This is a genomic window from Francisella sp. 19S2-4, assembly GCF_036281795.1.
Classification (GTDB): Bacteria; Pseudomonadota; Gammaproteobacteria; order Francisellales; family Francisellaceae; genus Francisella.
This window is the reverse complement of the sequence record NZ_JAWUZH010000017.1, coordinates 26,038-43,826: the sequence shown is the minus strand read 5'-3', so window position 1 is coordinate 43,826 and position 17,789 is coordinate 26,038. Positions and strand designations below refer to the sequence as shown.

The following is a 17,789-nucleotide window of genomic DNA, read 5'->3' as shown; positions in this document are numbered from 1 at the left end:
AGGCTAAGTTTTTACTAAAAATAGCAAAAATATTCCTATTCATAGAAATTGAAAGATTTATTCAACAGTCTTTAATATCTAATTATTTTTTTTAATCTTCAAATACTGCTTTACTTATAGGATTGTACGGATTACGAGTCCAAGAAAGTTGATGCTTGGTAAGTTAGTAAAATTTAGTAATATTTTCAAATTGCTCTGGGGAAAACTATAGGTGTTTATAATATTGATACTAACGACGTAACATATAAGAGTTTTACAAGTTAATATAGGATGGGCCACAACTACAGGAGCTGCCGATTTTAATGGTATGGGAGATGATGTTTTTACCGGAGGATGGTATATAGGTGGAAACTATTCTTTAAACCTTGCAGAAAGAAACACTAACTTTAATGTTGGTTATGGCCAAACATACAATGCTGCTGCTGTGCCTATGCCCATACCAGCTAGCCCTTTTCAAGATGGTTTATCAGCATCAGGAGTTAAAAATCAATTAGTTTTTTCTGCTCAACGTGCTTACTTTGACAATAATGTCTTATTTGGACCAGAATGGGCATATCAGAAATTTTATGATGGCAACAAGATGAACACTATTACTTTAGATATTGCTATATATTTATAAAATTCATCTAAATAATCTTAGCTAATAAAAAAGTTTAAAACTTTTGACTCTTTATTATTATCTTCCATTTCAATAATCTTAATCTCGTCCTGCCAATTACGAATCCATGTAAGTTGACGTTTAGCAAGTTGGCGAGTTGCTACTATGCCTTTTTCAACAAATTCATCATAGCTAATATCTCCATCAAGATACTCCCATGCCTGGCGATAACCAACACTCCTAATAGCTGTAGTGTCTTTTGTTAGTTTCGGATTTTTTCTTAGTTCTTGTACTTCATCTAAAAAACCATAATCTAACATTTGCTTAAATCTTAATTCAATATTTTTATGAAGTATTGATCTATCATTTGGGACTAAAGCACAAAGTTTTAGCTCATTTTCTAGAGCACCAATTTTTGTAGTTTTAACAAGCTCAGAATATTTCTGACCACTTATCATAATCACTTCAAGAGCTCTAAATATTCTCTGTTGATCATTAGAATTTAATTTTTGCGCCGACTCAGGATCCATTTTTTTTAACTGTTGATAAAGATACTGTAATCCTTTTGCTTTTTTCTCTAACTCTAATGTTTTCCTTATCTCAGAGTTACTTTCTGGCAGATTTGACAAACCTTCTATTAAACCTTTGAAGTAAAGCATAGTTCCACCAACTAGCAAAACTTCTTTATCTCTAGACCATATTTCTTTCTTAAGCTTATTAACACTTGATATAAACTCTGCTACGGAAAAATTATCCGTAGGCTCTATTATGTTTATAAGATGATGTTTTATGCCTGCTTGCTCTTGTAATGTTGGTTTAGCAGTACCAATATTCATGCCTTTATAAACAAGTGAAGAATCAACACTTATTATTTCAGCATTAATTTTTTTAGCAATAGATATTGATAGAGATGTTTTACCTGAAGCGGTTGGTCCAGCTATAGCATAAATTGATTTATTCATTTAGATACTTTTATAATCTACTTTAACAGGAATTTCTTTTTTAAGAGCTTGTAAATAAAAATTTAACTCTTCTTGTTTATATGCATTAATTACCTGACTAGGAATATCATTTTTCTTATCTGACTTAATCGGCTCAACTTTTGTAACTTTATAAATATAAATATCACCATTACTATCTTGATAAAGATGGTATTGATCATTATTATTAAATAAAACATCACTACTAAAGCCTTTAGAGAAACCTTTTGTTTCAGAATCACTATGTATAGTAGTATTGCTAAAACTTTGGCTTACTTTTTTATTATTTTCTAGATTAGCTAATAATTCTTGTGAATTTTGTATTGCTAACTCTTGTGACTTTTGATCAAGATATGCTTTTGTCACAGTGTCTTTGACTTCATTAAATGTCTGTTGTGTTGCTAATTTTGAATTATCAACCTGATAGATTAAAAGCTTATCATTAGATACAGGGATGCTTGAATATTTACTATTATCCATAAAGAATAAACTATTCTTAATTCCATCCAATGAAGAAGAAGCATTGTTAGTAATACTTGCTGTCTTTGCTTTACCTAACTTAGTTTCTAATTTACCAAATTTAATACTATCAACACTGTTAGCAAAAGAATTAAATTGCTCTAATGCTTCTCTATTCTGAATAATCTTAGTAATAGTCTGTTTGGTTTTATCATCAAATTTTGTGAATAAATCTTGGTGAGTATTAAAATAGTTTATTAATACATCTTCACTAATCTTTTCCTTAGAGATAAAATTATCTTTTGAGATTATAAAGTAGCTAACTTTTTTACTCGCTGGACTAACATATTCAGCTTTATGATTATTATAATATTTCTCTAACTCTTGTGTAGTAGGCTTGATCTTTTCTTTTAAAGAACTAGGAGATATCTTAATATACTCTATTTGTTTATCTACAGAATAAATACTAGATAATGATTTATTCTCATAATCAGTTAAGAATGAAGTCTGTGCTATAGTTTGCGGTATTATTGTAGCTTGTATATTCTGAGTTATTAATTGCTCTAACTTATCCATACCCCCAACATATCCAACTACTTGTTTTAGCTTATCACTAGAGAATTTTCCATTATCATCAAAAAACATTGGATTATTAAAAATAGCTGATTGTAATGCAAGCTTAGATACTGCTATATTCTTTTGAGCTGCTGCTAAAATTAAATACTGATTTATCATCTGTGACAAAATTTGAATTTTTTGTTCTTTAGTCTTAGCACTTTGAGCATATTGTTGGAATTGTTGATAACTTATTTCATTATCTCCAACTTTAGCAACATAAGAACTACTACCTCCCATATTTGTAAAAAAGAAACTCATTCCAGAAATTACAAATATGAAACTTACAGAAATAACTATTATCCAAGTAAATGGTCCTTTTAGTCTGTCATTAAAAGACTGTAACATTTTTAAACCTCAAAACTAATAACTCTAATTAAATTTATAAATATTATAGATAAAAAAAAGGCATACTGTTAAGCATGCCCTTTAAAAAACTTAATTTTTCAAAAGTTTTTTTATTTTACTGCATCTTTAAGACCTTTACCAGCCTTGAAGCTTGGAACTTTAGAAGCAGCAATTTGAATTGTCTCACCTGTTTTAGGGTTTCTACCTTCTCTAGCGCTTCTTTCTTTAACTTGAAAAGTACCGAATCCTACAAGTGTTACGCTGTCACCTTTCTTAAGAGCTTTAGTTATCGCTTCAATAGTAGCGTCTAAAGTACTCCCAGCAACTTCTTTAGTAACATCAGCTTCTTTAGCTATAGCACTTACTAGTTCACTCTTGTTCATCTTTAAAACTCCTTTTGTTTTATAAATCGATATATACCAATTAACTTTATAACACTAAAAATATATGGTTTCAACATAAAAATACTAAAAAACCCTCTCTAAAACCTCTTTTATGTTATTTACGGGGGTTATTTCGAGTTTTTCTGTAATTTCTTTATCAACCTCTGCAAGGTTTTTAACATTCTGTTGAGGTATTAAAACTTCTTTAATCCCACCTCTCAAAGCAGCTAAAAGCTTCTCTTTTAAGCCTCCTATAGGTAGTACATCTCCACGTAATGTTACCTCACCTGTCATTGCGATATCATTTCTTACCGGTTTATTTGTATATACCGATACTAAAGCTGTTGTCATTGCAATACCAGCACTTGGCCCATCTTTAGGAGTTGCTCCCTCAGGTACATGAATATGAACATCTTTTTTCTCATAAAAATCATCTTCTAATTTATAATCTTTAGAGATCGAGCGCATCACACTAAATGCAGCATCTATAGATTCTTTCATAACATCTCCTAAGCTACCTGTATATTTAACTTTACCTTTACCAGGCATAGCTAAAGCCTCAATAGTTAAAAGCTCTCCGCCCACAGATGTCCAAGCAAGACCAGTAACTTGACCCACTTTTGCTTTAGCATTCTTAACACCATAATCAAACTGATGAACACCTAAATATTCTTCAAGATTATTATGAGTTATTGAAACTTTACCATGTTCAGGATCTTTAAGAAGGTTCTTAACAGCTTTACGACAAATTCCATCTATCTTTTGCTGTAAATTTCTCACCCCTGCTTCTCTAGTATAATATCTAATTACATCTAAGATAGCTTTTGGCGTAAAAGTAATTTCTTTCTTAGTTAGACCATTATTATCCAAAGACTTTGGCACAAGATATTGTTTAGCAATAGCTTGCTTTTCAAGTTCTGTATACCCAGACAAATGAATAATCTCTAATCTATCTCTTAATGCTGGATCAATATCTAAAGAGTTTGCTGTAGCAACAAACATTACTTTTGATAAATCATAATCTATTTCAAGATAATGATCATTAAAAGTACTATTTTGCTCTGGATCTAATACTTCTAGCAATGCCGCTGATGGATCACCTCTAAAGTCAGAAGAAATTTTATCAATTTCATCTAGTAAGAAAAGAGGGTTCTCAGTTTTAGATTTAATTATCTTTTGGATAATTTGTCCTGGCATAGAACCAATATAAGTACGACGATGTCCTCTAATTTCAGATTCATCACGAACTCCGCCTAATGCCATACGCACATATTCACGTCCTGTTGCTCGGGCTATAGATTGTCCAATTGATGTTTTACCAACTCCTGGAGGCCCTACTAGACATAATATAGGAGCTTTAGTATTACTATCTCTTTTTATTTGAACAGCTAAATGCTCAAGTATTCTTTCTTTTACTTTTTTTATACCATAATGATCTTTTTCTAACACTTTCTCAGCTAAATTAATATCTTTTTTAACTTTGGCTCTTTTACCCCAAGGTAACGAAAGAATAGTCTCAATATAGTTTCTTGATACAGCTGATTCTGAAGAAGATGGTGGCATTGACTTAAGCTTTTTAAGCTCTTTTAAACACTTTTCTTTTGCCTCTTCAGACATTTTTGTATTTTCAATTCTTTTTTTAAGCGCAGAAACTTCAGACTCCTCATCGGCCTCTCCAAGCTCTTTATAAATAGCTTTTACTTGCTCATTTAGATAATATTCACGTTGATTTTTATCAACTTGTGATTTTACTCTATCTTTAATTTTAGCCTCAAGCTCAAGTATTTCTAATTCTTCATAAAGACATGAAAGTAACAATAGTGCCTTTTGCTTTATATCGGATGCTTCAAGGATCTTTTGTTTCTTAACAATTTCTGAATTAAGGATTGTTGCTACCTCATAAATAAATTTATGTGGCTCTTCAGTATTAATTAAAGTAGCTAGAGTTTCTTTAGAAACTTTACCACTAATATCAACAAACTTCTTAAGCGAATCAGAGATTGACACTAATATAGCTTTTAACTCTTTATCAATACGATCAGGATTATAATTATCATCAATATATAAACTATCTAAACTTGCATAAATACAATCATTTTCAAGTGTATATTTAGATACTAACCTTTTTGCGATCCCCTCAACAATAACTTTTAAACTACCATCAGGAAGTTTCATGATCTGAACAATCTTAGCTAATGTTGCTATTTCATAGATATTATCTATAACATCGCCTGAGCTAGAGCCATTTTTTTGGGTTGCTAATAAAATATAATTATTATAATTATTTGATGCCTGTTTAACTGCTTCTATTGACTTTTTACGCCCAACATTAAGTGGAATAGTCATTAATGGATATATAACCACATCTCTTAGAGGGATAACAGGAACAACATTTAAGATTTCTGACATAAACTTACTATACTCCTGTAAATTATTTTAGACTATATCTTTTAATTGCTTTTGCTCTTTTGTTTTACTTACTAATACAGGCTCTTCATGTTCTAATATAACTTTGTCATTAATAATAACTTTTTCAATATCTTGTGAAGATGGTATATGAAACATCAACTCAAGTAGAACATTTTCAAGGATAGTTCTTAAACCTCTAGCACCTGTTTTTTTAGTAATTGCTTTTTTAGCTATCTCTACAAGAGCTTCATCTGTAAACTCTATTTCAACATCATCAAACTTAAATAATTTAATATATTGTTTAATAAGAGCATTTTTAGGTTCTTTTAATATTTTAACCAAGTCTTCTTCTTTTAACTCATTTAAAACTGTAACTATTGGCAAACGACCAATAAGTTCAGGAATAAGACCAAACCTTGTTAAATCTTCACTCTCAACTTTTTGCATTAGCTTTTCAGTATCAAGATTATTTTTTTGTCGGATAACATCAGCATTAAAGCCAATACTTACTTTATCCATTCTATGTTTAACAACTCTCTCAATACCTGCAAAAGCTCCTCCACAAATAAATAAGATATTAGAAGTATCAACCTGGATCATATCTTGATTAGGATGCTTTCTACCACCTTTAGGCGGAACAGACGAGACAGTACCTTCAATAAGCTTAAGTAATGCTTGCTGAACACCTTCACCAGATACGTCACGTGTAATAGATGAGCTTTCTGATTTTCTTGCAATCTTATCTATCTCATCAATATATATAATCCCTTTTTCTGCTTTAGCAACATCAAATTCAGCATTTTGCAATAGACGTACAATAATATTCTCAACATCATCTCCAACATATCCAGCTTCTGTGAGAGTTGTTGCATCTGCAATAGCGAAAGGAACGTTTAATTGTCTTGCTAAAGTTTGGGCAAATAATGTTTTACCAGAACCTGTAGGACCTATTAATAAGACATTACTTTTTTTAAGCTCTGTATCATCATCCTGAGTAACCTCAGATGTAATTCTCTTATAATGATTATACACAGCAACAGATAAAACCTTTTTAGCATTATCTTGGCCTACAATATAATCATCAAGGTATTTTTTTATTTCTATTGGTTTTGGCAACTTATCAAAAGTGATATCTTCTATAGTATCACCGCTTGTAGTGCTCTTAATTTTACTTGCACATTTACTCACACATTCATTACAAATATTACCATCTCTACCAGAAATAATACTTTTAACTTCTTGTTGCGATTTACCGCAGAAAGAACAATATAGAATTTTAGCCATATTTAAAATTAGACTTCCTTTATTTTATTTGATTATTGCATCACGAGATTCAATAACATGATCGATCAAACCATACTCTTTTGCTTCTTCTGCCATCATAAAATTATCTCTATCAGTATCTTTGACTATAGTTTCAAAATCCTGGCCAGTATGATGTGCTAATACTTTATTTAATCTTTCTTTAATACGTAAAATATTTTTAGCATGAATCTCAATATCAGATGCTTGACCTCTAAAACCACCTAAAGGCTGATGAATCATAATCTGTGAACTTGGCAAGCTATATCTTTTACCTTTTGCACCACCTGCTAATAAAAGTGATCCCATACTAGCAGCCAAACCAATACAAATAGTATTTACATCTGGTTTAATGAACTGCATAGTATCATAAACACCCATACCTGCTGTAACCATTCCTCCTGGAGAATTTATATAAAAATAAATATCTTTATCAGGATCTTCTGATTCCAAAAATAAAAGTTGTGCGATCACTAAATTAGCTGAATGATCATTTACCTCACCATTTAAAAAAACTATGCGTTCTTTTAATAGTCTTGAATAAATATCAAAAGCTCTCTCACCACCAGCAGTTTTTTCAACAACTGTAGGAACTAAATTATTAGTTATCATTTATAACCTCTCTTTATAAGCTAGCTTAGAATCCAGCTTGTTGAGCCTGCATATTCTCTTTTATAACTTCAAAGAAATCTTCAGCTTTTTCTGAAACTTGCGCTTGCTCTAATACCCAATCAGTAAGCTTATTTTCAATAACTAAAGCTTTTAGATTAGCAATTTCTTTTTCATTTTTCTTAATTTGCTCTTTAGTTTTTTCTGGCTCTTCATAAGCTTGAACCATTTCATCTAATAAGCTATCAACTTCTTCATCTGTAGCTTCAAACTTTTGAGACTTCATAACACTATCAAGCACTAAACTTGTTTCAACTTTTTGTTTCGCATTAGCTTCGAACAGATTATCAGGTAGTTGATTAACATCAAAACCTTGAGCACCACCCATTTGCTTAACTAAGTTTTGCTTAGCAGCATCAATTTCTCTTTTAATTAAAGATTTTGGAGTCTCAAACTCTGCAATCTCTCTTAAGCCTTTGAAAACTTGCTCTTTTACTTTTCTTTGTAAGATGAATTTAAGCTCACGTTGCATATTCTCTTTGATTTCATTCTCAAAAGAGTCAACCCCACCTTTCACACCAAACTTCTTAACAAACTCTTCGTCAACTTCTGGTAGCTCAGCTTGTTGAATCTTCTTAACTGTAATATCAAAAGTAGTTTCTTTACCTGCAAGGTCTTTATTTTGGTAATCTTCAGGGAATGTTACAGTGATAGTTTTTTGCTCATCTTTGTTCATACCGATGATACCATCTTCAAAACCTGGGATCATTTGACCAGAACCAATCACAAGCTCTTGATCATTTGCTGAACCACCTTCGAAAATTTCACCATCTTTTTTACCAACAAAGTCAATAACTACTTTATCGTCTTTCTCAACAGCTCTTTCTACTTCTTTGAAAGTCGCTAACTGTTTTCTTAAATTCTCAATCATTTTCTTAACTTCGCCATCACCTAGTTCAACTATTGGCTTTTGAACTTCAATTTTTTCAAAACCAGTTACTTCAAACTCTGGGAAAAGCTCAAGATTTGCTACAAATTTAAGAGGTTGACCTTCTTTATTCTCTTTAAGATCAACTTCTATACCAGCAACAGCTAACTTTTCATCTTGAATAGCTTTTGAATATTTCTGAGGAATTACATCAGAGATAACTTCCATACGAATTTGCTCACCATACTTTTTCTTAACCATACCAGCTGGTACTTTACCTGGTCTGAAACCATCCATCCTGATAGTTTTTGCAGTTTGGTTAACTCTTTTATTTACTTCAGTATCAACTTCATTTGCTGGAACTTCAATTAGTAATGAGCAATTAATCCCTTCTTTTTTCTCTACAGTAACTTGCATTATTAGGTTTTCCTTTTATTTATTTAACAATTTTCTAGTAGCAAATTTTAACTTTCATCTATTAGATTGTCTATATCTTTATTATCAAATATATGACAAGCTAAAGCTTTTGTTGTAAAATCTAGCTATTTCTAATAAAACTAATACATCTATGGTAACCATTATTATAAGTACTTGTCTACTAATAACGCCATTTATAATAGCTTTTTTACACTCAAGTATCATTTACAACAAACATTATGCTAATGTCTATGCAAACTACTTTATTGCTTTTAATATAAGTCTTATGTCACTTATAAATAGTTATGCTTATTTAGTATATGGAGACAGTATAAGTAAATTTCAAGGATGGATTTTTACTCCAGCTGTTTTTCAGATAGGAATTTTCCAATTATGCTTGTTTTTATTTTCAATTTTAGCACTTTTAAAAAACTCTCAATTTAAAGCTGCTTGTTTACTATTCTTTGTCATTTACACTATTTTAGACTCCTTAACTTTATTTAGTGGTTCTGTTTATCATCAAGCCGTTGAAGTCGTGTTTTTCATTAATCTAATTGCTGCTTTGATATCCTATATTTTATATAGATTTTTGAGTAAAATTAATAATAGGTAATTCAAATACTTATTATCTAATCAAATTCATTTCATAATTAGTCCAGGAGGATAAATCATGAGTACTCAAAAAAAAACACTAGTCATTATAGGGGCTGGCCATGCGGGCATATCAGCAGCATTATCAGCAGCAAAATTAAGAAGTAGACTTAACAAAAAATCAGAAATCGACATTATTGTAATAAGTCGTAATTCATATATGACAATACGTCCACGTATGTACATAAAAGAGCTAGAGGAAGCAACTATAAGAGTTAAGAACTTTTTGACTCCAATAAAAGTACACTTTATTGAAGCTGAAGTAACTAACATTGATAGTCAAAAGCAATCTATTATTATAAGTGATTCTGATAAGCAACAAAAAGAACTGCATTTTGATAGTTTAATACTTTGTGCAGGTAGTGAACTAGCTCAACCTAGAATCAAAGGGATAGAAACTGTCTATAATATAGATACTTATAAAGCTGCTTTACACCTTAGAAATGCATTAACAGATTTCTTACTTAAAGCAGAATCTACTAAATCTCAAAGCAATAAAATTAAAGTGGCTGTGCTTGGTGGTGGAATAACAGGAATTGAGCTTGCGTGCGAACTCCCAGTAACATTAAAAAAACTAACTTTTGAACTTGGATTAAAGTCAAGTTTTGACCTTGAGGTTTCAATAGTTGATCGTGGTGATGTTACTTACTCGCTAGGAGAAGATCCTCGAAAATATCTTGTAGATGCATTTAACCTAGCAAATGTTAAGTGTCTAAACCATGCATCTATTACAGAGGCTACTCAAATTGAAGTTGATAAAGGATCTGTGACAATAAATGATGAAGTTCTTGAATTTAACTTTATCGTTTCTGCATTAGGAATGAAGGCAACAGATCTTAATAAACTATTACCTTATGATAAAGATCCAGCAGGCAGAATAAAAGTTAATCAATACTTACAAACACCAAATGAGAATATCTTTATAGCTGGAGATGCTGCAAATGTAAAAGTTGATGATGAGCACTATGCTGTAATGTCATGTCAACAAGGTAGACCTCAAGGTAGACTCGCTGGACATAATGCAATACATCATTTACTAGGCATTCCAGAAATGGAAGAGTACTATCAGCCAAACTATGTGACATGTGTTGATTTAGGTGAATATGGTGGATTATATACAGAAGGATGGGAAAGAAAAATTAAAAAATTTGGCATGGAAGCCAGAGAAATCAAGAAACATATAAACCTTGAAAGAATATACCCTCCTAATAGAAGAGATGAAATAGGTATTTTTCAAGAAGCTGGAGAGCTTCAATTTATAGCTCCTCATGAGTCTCATGAAATTGCTAAGAAGGCTAAATAAGGTATAATAAATATATAAAAAATGTCTTGTTATTGACAGTACCTAGACTTAATATCTTCAATAGCTTGTGTATACATAGCATCCATTTCTGCTCTTGAACCAACTCCACTACCAATTTCATAAAGTTTACCATCACTAATACCATAAATAGCTGCATGAATAGTAAACTCTAAACCTTTTGCCCAAGCATCTTTAACAACTGTAGTTTTACATAGATTTAAAGCTTGATGAAGTGCATTAAGCTCACACATCATATCCACTTTTCTCTTCATATAAGTCTCTTCATCATCTTTTACGTATGCTAGAGTTTCTTCTATAAATTGCTTATTTTGCTCTTTAACTTCACGAATAGATGTTAACCAGTTATCAATCAAACCATAGCTTTTATCTCTAACAATGGTTTCGACACCACCACAAGCATAATGACCGCAAATAATAATTTTTTTAACCTTAAGAACCTCTACTGCAAACTGTAGTACTGATAAACAGTTCAGATCAGTAAGAGAAACCACGTTTGCAACATTACGATGAACAAATACTTCTCCAGGGATAAGGCCGCAAACCTGATTAGCTGGCACACGACTATCTGAACAACCTATCCAAAGATATTCTGGAGATTGACCTTTTGATAGTGTTTCAAAAAACTCAGGATTTGTTTTTTTGATTTCTTCAGCCCAAGCTCTATTACCTTTTATTAATTCAGCTATATTACTCATTTACGCTCCTCTCTTTATCTGAAATATTTTTCATATATTATACTTCATATACTATATTAGTATATTTTAATGAACAAGTATTTTATTTAAATTTAATACAACTTTATATTGTTACTTCACCTTGCAAAGAAACATTAAAAGCATCTTTAATCTGCTGCTGAGAAATGCCAGGCTGACTTAATAAATAAAAAAGTTTACCTAATGCTGCCTCATCTGTCATATCATACCCAGATACAACTCCAGCATCAACAAGCCCACGGGCTGCTTTATAAGTCTGCATCTCTACACTTCCATATAGACACTGAGTACAATTAACTATCACAACTCCTCTTTGGTTAGCTTTTGCTAACGTCTTATGAATATTAGGATCATCCATCATATTACCAGAACCATAAGTTTTTAAAATTAAACCTTGTAACGGCGGTTCAAGAACAGCTTCTAATATGTCATTATCCATACCTGGAAAAACACTTAAAATCGCAATTTTAGGTACACCAAATGTTTCTAAAGTTGGTAATTCATATGTATCAGATCTTTGCCATAATCTTCTTTTTTTAACATCAATATCAATCCCAACCTTTGCTAAACTAGGATAATTGGGAGAGTCAAAAGCTTCAAAATCTGTAGCGGATATTTTTGTAGTTCGATTACCACGCATAAGTCTTTGATTAAAATAAACACAAACCTCTTTTATATCATCACTACAGGCAAATATTAAACTATTTAAAATATTTGATATAGCGTCAGATCTTATTTTTGATATTGGGATTTGTGAGCCTGTTACAATTACAGGTTTTTGGATCTCTCCTAGCATAAAAGATAATACTGAGGCTGTATAAGCTAGCGTGTCTGTTCCATGTAAAATCACAAAACCATCATAATCTTTATAATTTTTTATTATATCTAAAGCTAGTGATACCCATCTTTTTGGGTTGATATTTGATGAATCAATTAAATTTGTGTACTCTTTGATCTTAAACTCCGGCATATTATATTCATAGAAATCACGAATACCTTCAACAGTTTTAGTCAAATAGCCAGGCTCAACATCATATCCTTGCTCTGTATTAATCATACCAATAGTGCCGCCTGTATATAAAACGAGTATCTTCTTATGGCTAAGATTTTCCATTTTATTTTTTCTCCATTAGTTCTTCAATCGCTTTATTTGCAAGCTCATCAGCCTTTTCATTACCTTGATTACCACTATGACCTTTTACCCAACTCCAAGTAACGTTATGAACTTGGCTTAAACTATCAAGCTCTTGCCACAAATCTTTATTTTTGACTTCTTTTTTAGCTGCAGTCTTCCAACCATTAGCTTTCCAGTTTGCTAACCATTGATTAATACCATTTTGCAAATATTTAGAATCAGTGAAAATAGTAATTTCACATTTTCTTTTCAGAGCTTTTAATGTTTGGATAGCTGCTAAAAGTTCCATTCTATTATTGGTAGTTTCTTTCTCAGCGCCATATATTTCCTTATCAACACCATTATAGCTAAGTATAGCTCCCCAACCACCTATACCAGGATTACCTTTACAAGCTCCATCTGTATAAGCTATAACTTTATTTTTTTTGCTGAAAATCCCCATATATCTCCTTAGCACACTCTCCCCTATATGCTCGTTTTTTCCCTGACTCAGTCACCAAATCAGAAACCTTTAAGCCATCAACTATAAAAAAATTATCTTTTTTAAAGATCACAACATAGTTTTTACTTATTACTCTTTTAAATAAATCGATAAAAATATTACCAGTCGGATTTATTAATTGAACTTTTTTACTAACAAATCCATTTGCTAAAAATTTCGATACTATTCTATAAAGACGAACATCTCCTGAACAGGCTACAATAACTTCACCATCATCTGCCAAACAAAAATGTAATTGTTTAAGAAGAGCCTTCATTTCTTTAAAACAACATGAAAAGTTCTGATCTAAAACTACTAAATCAAAGAATTTATACTCAAATGGCCATGCCTCAACATCAAAAATACAGCCTTTTTTGTATTGTGTTTTTAAGTAACCAGAACAAACGACTTTTTTTAATACATTAATATTATCAAGGTATGCTTGATCATTATTAGTTATAACAAGAGCTTTTTTATACCATCTTTGAGCAAGATATCTAATTATAATTCGCTCTTTTATATTCATAACTTTTAACCTACCAAATTTCTCATTCTATCAAAATAATCAGGACATGTTTTACTTACAGCTTCTGCATTATTGACTATAACACCTTCATTTCTTAATCCTAAGAGAGCTAGAGACATAGCAATTCTATGATCATTATAGCTATCAACTTCTGCTGGTTGGAATTTACTTCTTGATGGTGAAATTAAAATACTATCTTGAGTAGTTTCAATATACATACCTAGTCTTGTAAGTCCTTCAGCCATTGCTGATACTCTATCAGATTCTTGGCCTCGTGTATGACTAAGTCCAGAAATATGTGTATCTGAATTGGCAAAGCAAGCTATTGCAGCTAACGTCATAAAAGTATCTGAAAAGTTGCGCATATTGATATTCACTCCCTTTAACTCTTGTGTACCTGTGACTTCTATACCATCATCATGATATTTAACATTACAACCTATCATTTCTAACACTTCAAGAAATTTAATATCTCCCTGTTTAGAGTTTTTAGTTACATTCATAACTTTTATAGTAGAGTCTGTAATAGCTGCAAATGCCCAAAAGTATGAAGCCGTTGAGACATCCGGTTCAACTATATATTTCCCTGGAGATATATAATTAGATTTCTTAGCATTATATATATTACCATCAACGTTCACATCAGCTCCAAACTCAGCCATAACTTTTACCGTCATATCTAAATATGGTTGCTTATGATCTGTAATCGAATTTAATTCTAATCCTTGTTGCATAAATGGCGCTGCCATAAGTAAGCCAGAAGCAAATTGTGAACTTTTTTTACCATCAACCTCAATACTACCTCCCTCTAAAGAGTTTGCATTAATAGTCATAGGCATTGCGTGGCTCTTCTCATGATATACTGCTTTCATTCCAAGCTCTTCTAAAGGCTTAAGCTGATCTGCAAGCGGTCTTTCCATCATTCTTTGTTTAGCATAAACATAATAATCACCTGATCCTTGCACTGCACACATAGGGATTATAAATCTAGTTAGTGTTCCTGATTCATTACAAAATATCTTCGCGTTCTTATTTTGAAACTCTCCGTTACAACCACGTATATTCAAAGTTTTATTATCTTGATTATGCTCTATACTACAGCCGAGCTCTTTTAATGCTGCAACACATGCTAAAACATCCGTACTATTTGGTAAATTTTCAAAATTAGTTTCGCCACTTGCCATAGCTGCAATAATTAAAGATCTATTTGAGATACTTTTTGAACCATCTAAATAAACATTTTCTGTTATTTTTGATTCTATTTTAGGTATAAAATCCTTCATCACTTTTTAATAAGAAATAAATATATAACCGATATATTATCATAAATAGACTAGTTTTTATTCATCATAATATGCTCTTATTATTAATCATTTTCTTTATATTTGCTAATATAAAATTTAAAAGCATTTAATTAAGTGTAAGAAGCAAAGTAATCAAGATATTATTCTTGTGAAGAATTTAAACTTTTTACTAAAAATATTATTATTTTCTAACTTCTATTTTTAATAGCTTTTTTTAATTTAGCTAAAGCTTCTTCTTCTATCTGGCGAACTCTCTCTGCAGAAATTTTATATTTAGCTGCTAAATCTTGTAGAGTTGCTTTCTTATCTAGTAAATATCGAGACATAATAATATCTTTTGTACGAGTATCAAAGCCACTTAAAACATCTTTTACAATTGCTTTAAAATTATCGTAATAGTCTTGCTGAACTACTTGATGCTCAACATTGGATGATTTATCTTCTAGATATAGACTTTGTTGTGCTGTTTGTTCACCCTCATCATCTTTATATGGAAGATCTAGACTAGCATCACCTTGACACATTCTTTTTTCCATCTCGATAACTGTTTCTTCTTTGACATTAAGCTCCTCTGCTAACTGCTTAATATCATCTGAACTTAACCAGCCAACTTTATCCTTAGAGCTTCGAAGATTGAAAAAGAGTTTCCGTTGAGCTTTTGTTGTTGCTACTTTTACGATTTTCCAATTTTTTAAGACATAATCATGCATTTCAGCTTTAATCCAATGCACTGCAAAAGAGACCAACCTAACACCTTGTTCTGGATCAAACTTACTTACAGCCTTCATAAGCCCAATATTACCCTCTTGGATAAGATCTGCTATTGATAGCCCATAGCCTGAGAAGCTCTTAGCAATTTTAGTCACAAATCTTAAATGCGATAAAACTAATTGTTGAGCAGCATCAAGATCTTTTTTATATTTATAGCGTTTTGCTAATTCCTGCTCTTCTTCTAAAGATAAAATAGGTAAGCTATTAACAAAATTAAGGTATGAATTAAGATTATTATCAGATACAACAGGTAAGGTTTTTGGTTTTGTAGCTGGTAATAACTTTTTTTTAGACATATGGCTCCTACTAAATTTCGGTTTACTGATAGTAATAAGCCTGATTTAATTTATTAATTTGAGCTTGTTGTTTTTGTAAAGCATAAGCAAACTCTTTTTGCATTTGCATCATCATAACGTTTAGTTGAGCTATTTTTTGATCTTGCATATTAGTATATGCTACTAATTTCTCGATTGTATCTTTCTTTTGCATATAGCTAGCATATTTTTGCTGTGCTTGCTTAAGTTGATCTAAACTTACCCAACCAGTGTTTCCATTAGTCTTATTAACAACTTCACACCAACCTGTATTTTTACAATAAAAGATATTGTAATCATCTTGATTTTTAAGCGTAATCTTACCACTAATTTTTGAAGTTGCATCTTCCTTAGTATATATATTCACAAGATCATGATGATTTTTTGTACATTGTTTAGTTTGCTCTTGCTTTGCAACAACAGTTTTGTCACTAGACATTGCTAAACTTACACCAGCTCCGAATACCAAAAGTCCCATTGTCAAAATAATTTTTTTCATAAATTAATTCCTTTTTTTTAATCTCTCAAGTTCATTATACATTATTTAATCGCTATAAATTATTACCAAATATTAAAGTAAAGGAACATCTTCTTTATTTATCTGTTTAGGTAATAAAGACTCTCTATTTAAACCTAAAGCCACAGCTACAACACCTGCGACATAAATAGACGAGTAAGTACCTACTACAATACCTAACATAAGAGCTAAAGAGAAGTAATGTACTGAACTACCACCAAATAAAAACAATACAACAACAACAAGCATTGTTAAACCTGAAGTTAGTATAGTTCTCGATAAAGTATCATTAATACTTCTATTTACAACTTCTATAACACTTGCATTACGCATTTTTCTAAAGTTTTCACGAACTCTATCATAAATTACTACAGTATCATTAAGTGAATAACCAATTACAGCTAAAATAGCAGCTAGAACTGTTAAATCAAACTCCAACTGAAAAGCTGAAAATATACCTAATATAACAATAGGATCGTGTAGTAATGCAATACAAGCACTTACACCAAACTTCATTTCAAATCTAGCACTTATATAAATCAATATACATACCATGGCAATAACTATTGCTAAAACACCATTACTTGCTAGTTCTTTACCAACTTGCGGACCAATATAGTTAATACTCTCTACCTTAGCACCTAAAGTAGTCTCAACTTCATTTTGTAGTTGCTGTTGAGCATCTTCTAAATTTTTAGCTTTAGAGTTAACTTCATTAGGAGCAAATTTGATCAAATAATTATTATTATCTCCAAAAGTTGTTATGGTAGTATTATTAAAGCCAATTTTTTCTAGTTTTTTAGTCATCGCTTCTGAGTCTAGCTTTTCAGACGTATGTACCTGTACTTGATAACCACCTGTAAAATCCAAACCAAGATTTAGACCTTTAGTAAATATAAAAAACAATGAGATAATAATCATAAGTATTGAAAAAGCAGTTGTGTACTTTTTGATACCTAAGAAATCTATCTGTGTCTTTTGTTTAAAAAATTCCATTATAAACCC

The 17,789-nt window shown here is 31.2% G+C and carries 18 protein-coding genes; 3 read left to right on the top strand and 15 right to left on the bottom strand.

From position 1 onward, the window contains the following. Nucleotides 1–307: 307 nt before the first annotated feature. On the top strand, nt 308–619 hold the full coding sequence (locus tag R8535_RS05340) for a hypothetical protein (protein WP_329497124.1): 312 nt from the start codon (nt 308–310) through the stop codon (nt 617–619). Between the two features lie 17 nt (nt 620–636). Here R8535_RS05340 and miaA read toward each other — a convergent pair whose 3' ends face one another. The 7 genes from miaA to tig form a co-directional block, all read right to left on the bottom strand. Further along, the gene (miaA, locus tag R8535_RS05335) at nt 637–1,560 is read right to left on the bottom strand and encodes a tRNA (adenosine(37)-N6)-dimethylallyltransferase MiaA (RefSeq protein WP_329497125.1); all 924 of its coding nucleotides are present in this window, start codon (nt 1,558–1,560) and stop codon (nt 637–639) included. Further along, a complete protein-coding gene (locus R8535_RS05330; RefSeq protein ID WP_329497127.1) occupies nt 1,561–3,000 on the bottom strand; it encodes a SurA N-terminal domain-containing protein in 1,440 nt (479 codons plus the stop codon). Nucleotides 3,001–3,110: 110 nt separating this feature from the next. Next, the gene (locus R8535_RS05325) at nt 3,111–3,383 is read right to left on the bottom strand and encodes an HU family DNA-binding protein (protein WP_150467747.1); all 273 of its coding nucleotides are present in this window, start codon (nt 3,381–3,383) and stop codon (nt 3,111–3,113) included. Between the two features lie 84 nt (nt 3,384–3,467). After that, nucleotides 3,468–5,792 carry an endopeptidase La gene (gene lon / locus R8535_RS05320; RefSeq protein ID WP_329497128.1) on the bottom strand — a complete coding sequence of 775 codons (2,325 nt, stop codon included), beginning with the start codon at nt 5,790–5,792 and terminating at the stop codon, nt 3,468–3,470. Between the two features lie 27 nt (nt 5,793–5,819). After that, nucleotides 5,820–7,076 carry an ATP-dependent Clp protease ATP-binding subunit ClpX gene (gene clpX / locus R8535_RS05315; protein WP_329497130.1) on the bottom strand — a complete coding sequence of 419 codons (1,257 nt, stop codon included), beginning with the start codon at nt 7,074–7,076 and terminating at the stop codon, nt 5,820–5,822. Between the two features lie 24 nt (nt 7,077–7,100). Next, nucleotides 7,101–7,706, bottom strand: coding sequence for an ATP-dependent Clp endopeptidase proteolytic subunit ClpP (clpP, locus tag R8535_RS05310; protein WP_329497131.1), 606 nt, complete (start codon nt 7,704–7,706; stop codon nt 7,101–7,103). A 25-nt stretch (nt 7,707–7,731) separates the two neighbouring features. Further along, complete coding sequence (gene tig, locus R8535_RS05305) at nt 7,732–9,048, bottom strand: trigger factor (RefSeq protein ID WP_329497133.1); 1,317 nt, start codon at nt 9,046–9,048, stop codon at nt 7,732–7,734. A 151-nt stretch (nt 9,049–9,199) separates the two neighbouring features. Between tig and R8535_RS05300 the strand changes: the two genes are divergently transcribed. After that, nucleotides 9,200–9,661: a DUF6790 family protein gene (locus tag R8535_RS05300; RefSeq protein ID WP_329497135.1), complete on the top strand. Its 462-nt coding sequence runs from the start codon at nt 9,200–9,202 to the stop codon at nt 9,659–9,661. Between the two features lie 57 nt (nt 9,662–9,718). Continuing rightward, nucleotides 9,719–11,002, top strand: a complete 1,284-nt coding sequence (locus tag R8535_RS05295; protein ID WP_329497138.1) for an NAD(P)/FAD-dependent oxidoreductase — start codon at nt 9,719–9,721, stop codon at nt 11,000–11,002. Nucleotides 11,003–11,031: 29 nt separating this feature from the next. On the opposite strand, the gene R8535_RS05290 is transcribed toward R8535_RS05295, so the two are convergent. From R8535_RS05290 to secF, 8 genes are all read right to left on the bottom strand, one after another. Next, complete coding sequence (locus R8535_RS05290) at nt 11,032–11,718, bottom strand: carbonic anhydrase (RefSeq protein ID WP_329497140.1); 687 nt, start codon at nt 11,716–11,718, stop codon at nt 11,032–11,034. 103 nt (nt 11,719–11,821) lie between these two features. Further along, nucleotides 11,822–12,850, bottom strand: a complete 1,029-nt coding sequence (ansA, locus tag R8535_RS05285; protein ID WP_329497142.1) for an asparaginase — start codon at nt 12,848–12,850, stop codon at nt 11,822–11,824. Between the two features lies 1 nt (nt 12,851). After that, entirely contained in the window at nt 12,852–13,313 is a 462-nt protein-coding gene (rnhA, locus tag R8535_RS05280; RefSeq protein WP_329497143.1) for a ribonuclease HI, read from the bottom strand. Further along, nucleotides 13,288–13,878 carry a class I SAM-dependent methyltransferase gene (locus R8535_RS05275; RefSeq protein WP_329497145.1) on the bottom strand — a complete coding sequence of 197 codons (591 nt, stop codon included), beginning with the start codon at nt 13,876–13,878 and terminating at the stop codon, nt 13,288–13,290. Before R8535_RS05275 ends, rnhA begins: the two co-directional genes overlap by 26 nt. A gap of 5 nt (nt 13,879–13,883) precedes the next feature. Then, complete coding sequence (gene aroA / locus R8535_RS05270; RefSeq protein ID WP_329497147.1) at nt 13,884–15,161, bottom strand: 3-phosphoshikimate 1-carboxyvinyltransferase; 1,278 nt, start codon at nt 15,159–15,161, stop codon at nt 13,884–13,886. Between the two features lie 209 nt (nt 15,162–15,370). After that, nucleotides 15,371–16,249 carry an RNA polymerase sigma factor RpoH gene (rpoH, locus tag R8535_RS05265; protein ID WP_329497149.1) on the bottom strand — a complete coding sequence of 293 codons (879 nt, stop codon included), beginning with the start codon at nt 16,247–16,249 and terminating at the stop codon, nt 15,371–15,373. Between the two features lie 22 nt (nt 16,250–16,271). Next, on the bottom strand, nt 16,272–16,766 hold the full coding sequence (locus R8535_RS05260) for a hypothetical protein (RefSeq protein ID WP_329497150.1): 495 nt from the start codon (nt 16,764–16,766) through the stop codon (nt 16,272–16,274). Nucleotides 16,767–16,838: 72 nt separating this feature from the next. Continuing rightward, a complete protein-coding gene (gene secF, locus R8535_RS05255) occupies nt 16,839–17,780 on the bottom strand; it encodes a protein translocase subunit SecF (RefSeq protein WP_329497152.1) in 942 nt (313 codons plus the stop codon). Between the last annotated feature and the right edge of the window lie 9 nt (nt 17,781–17,789).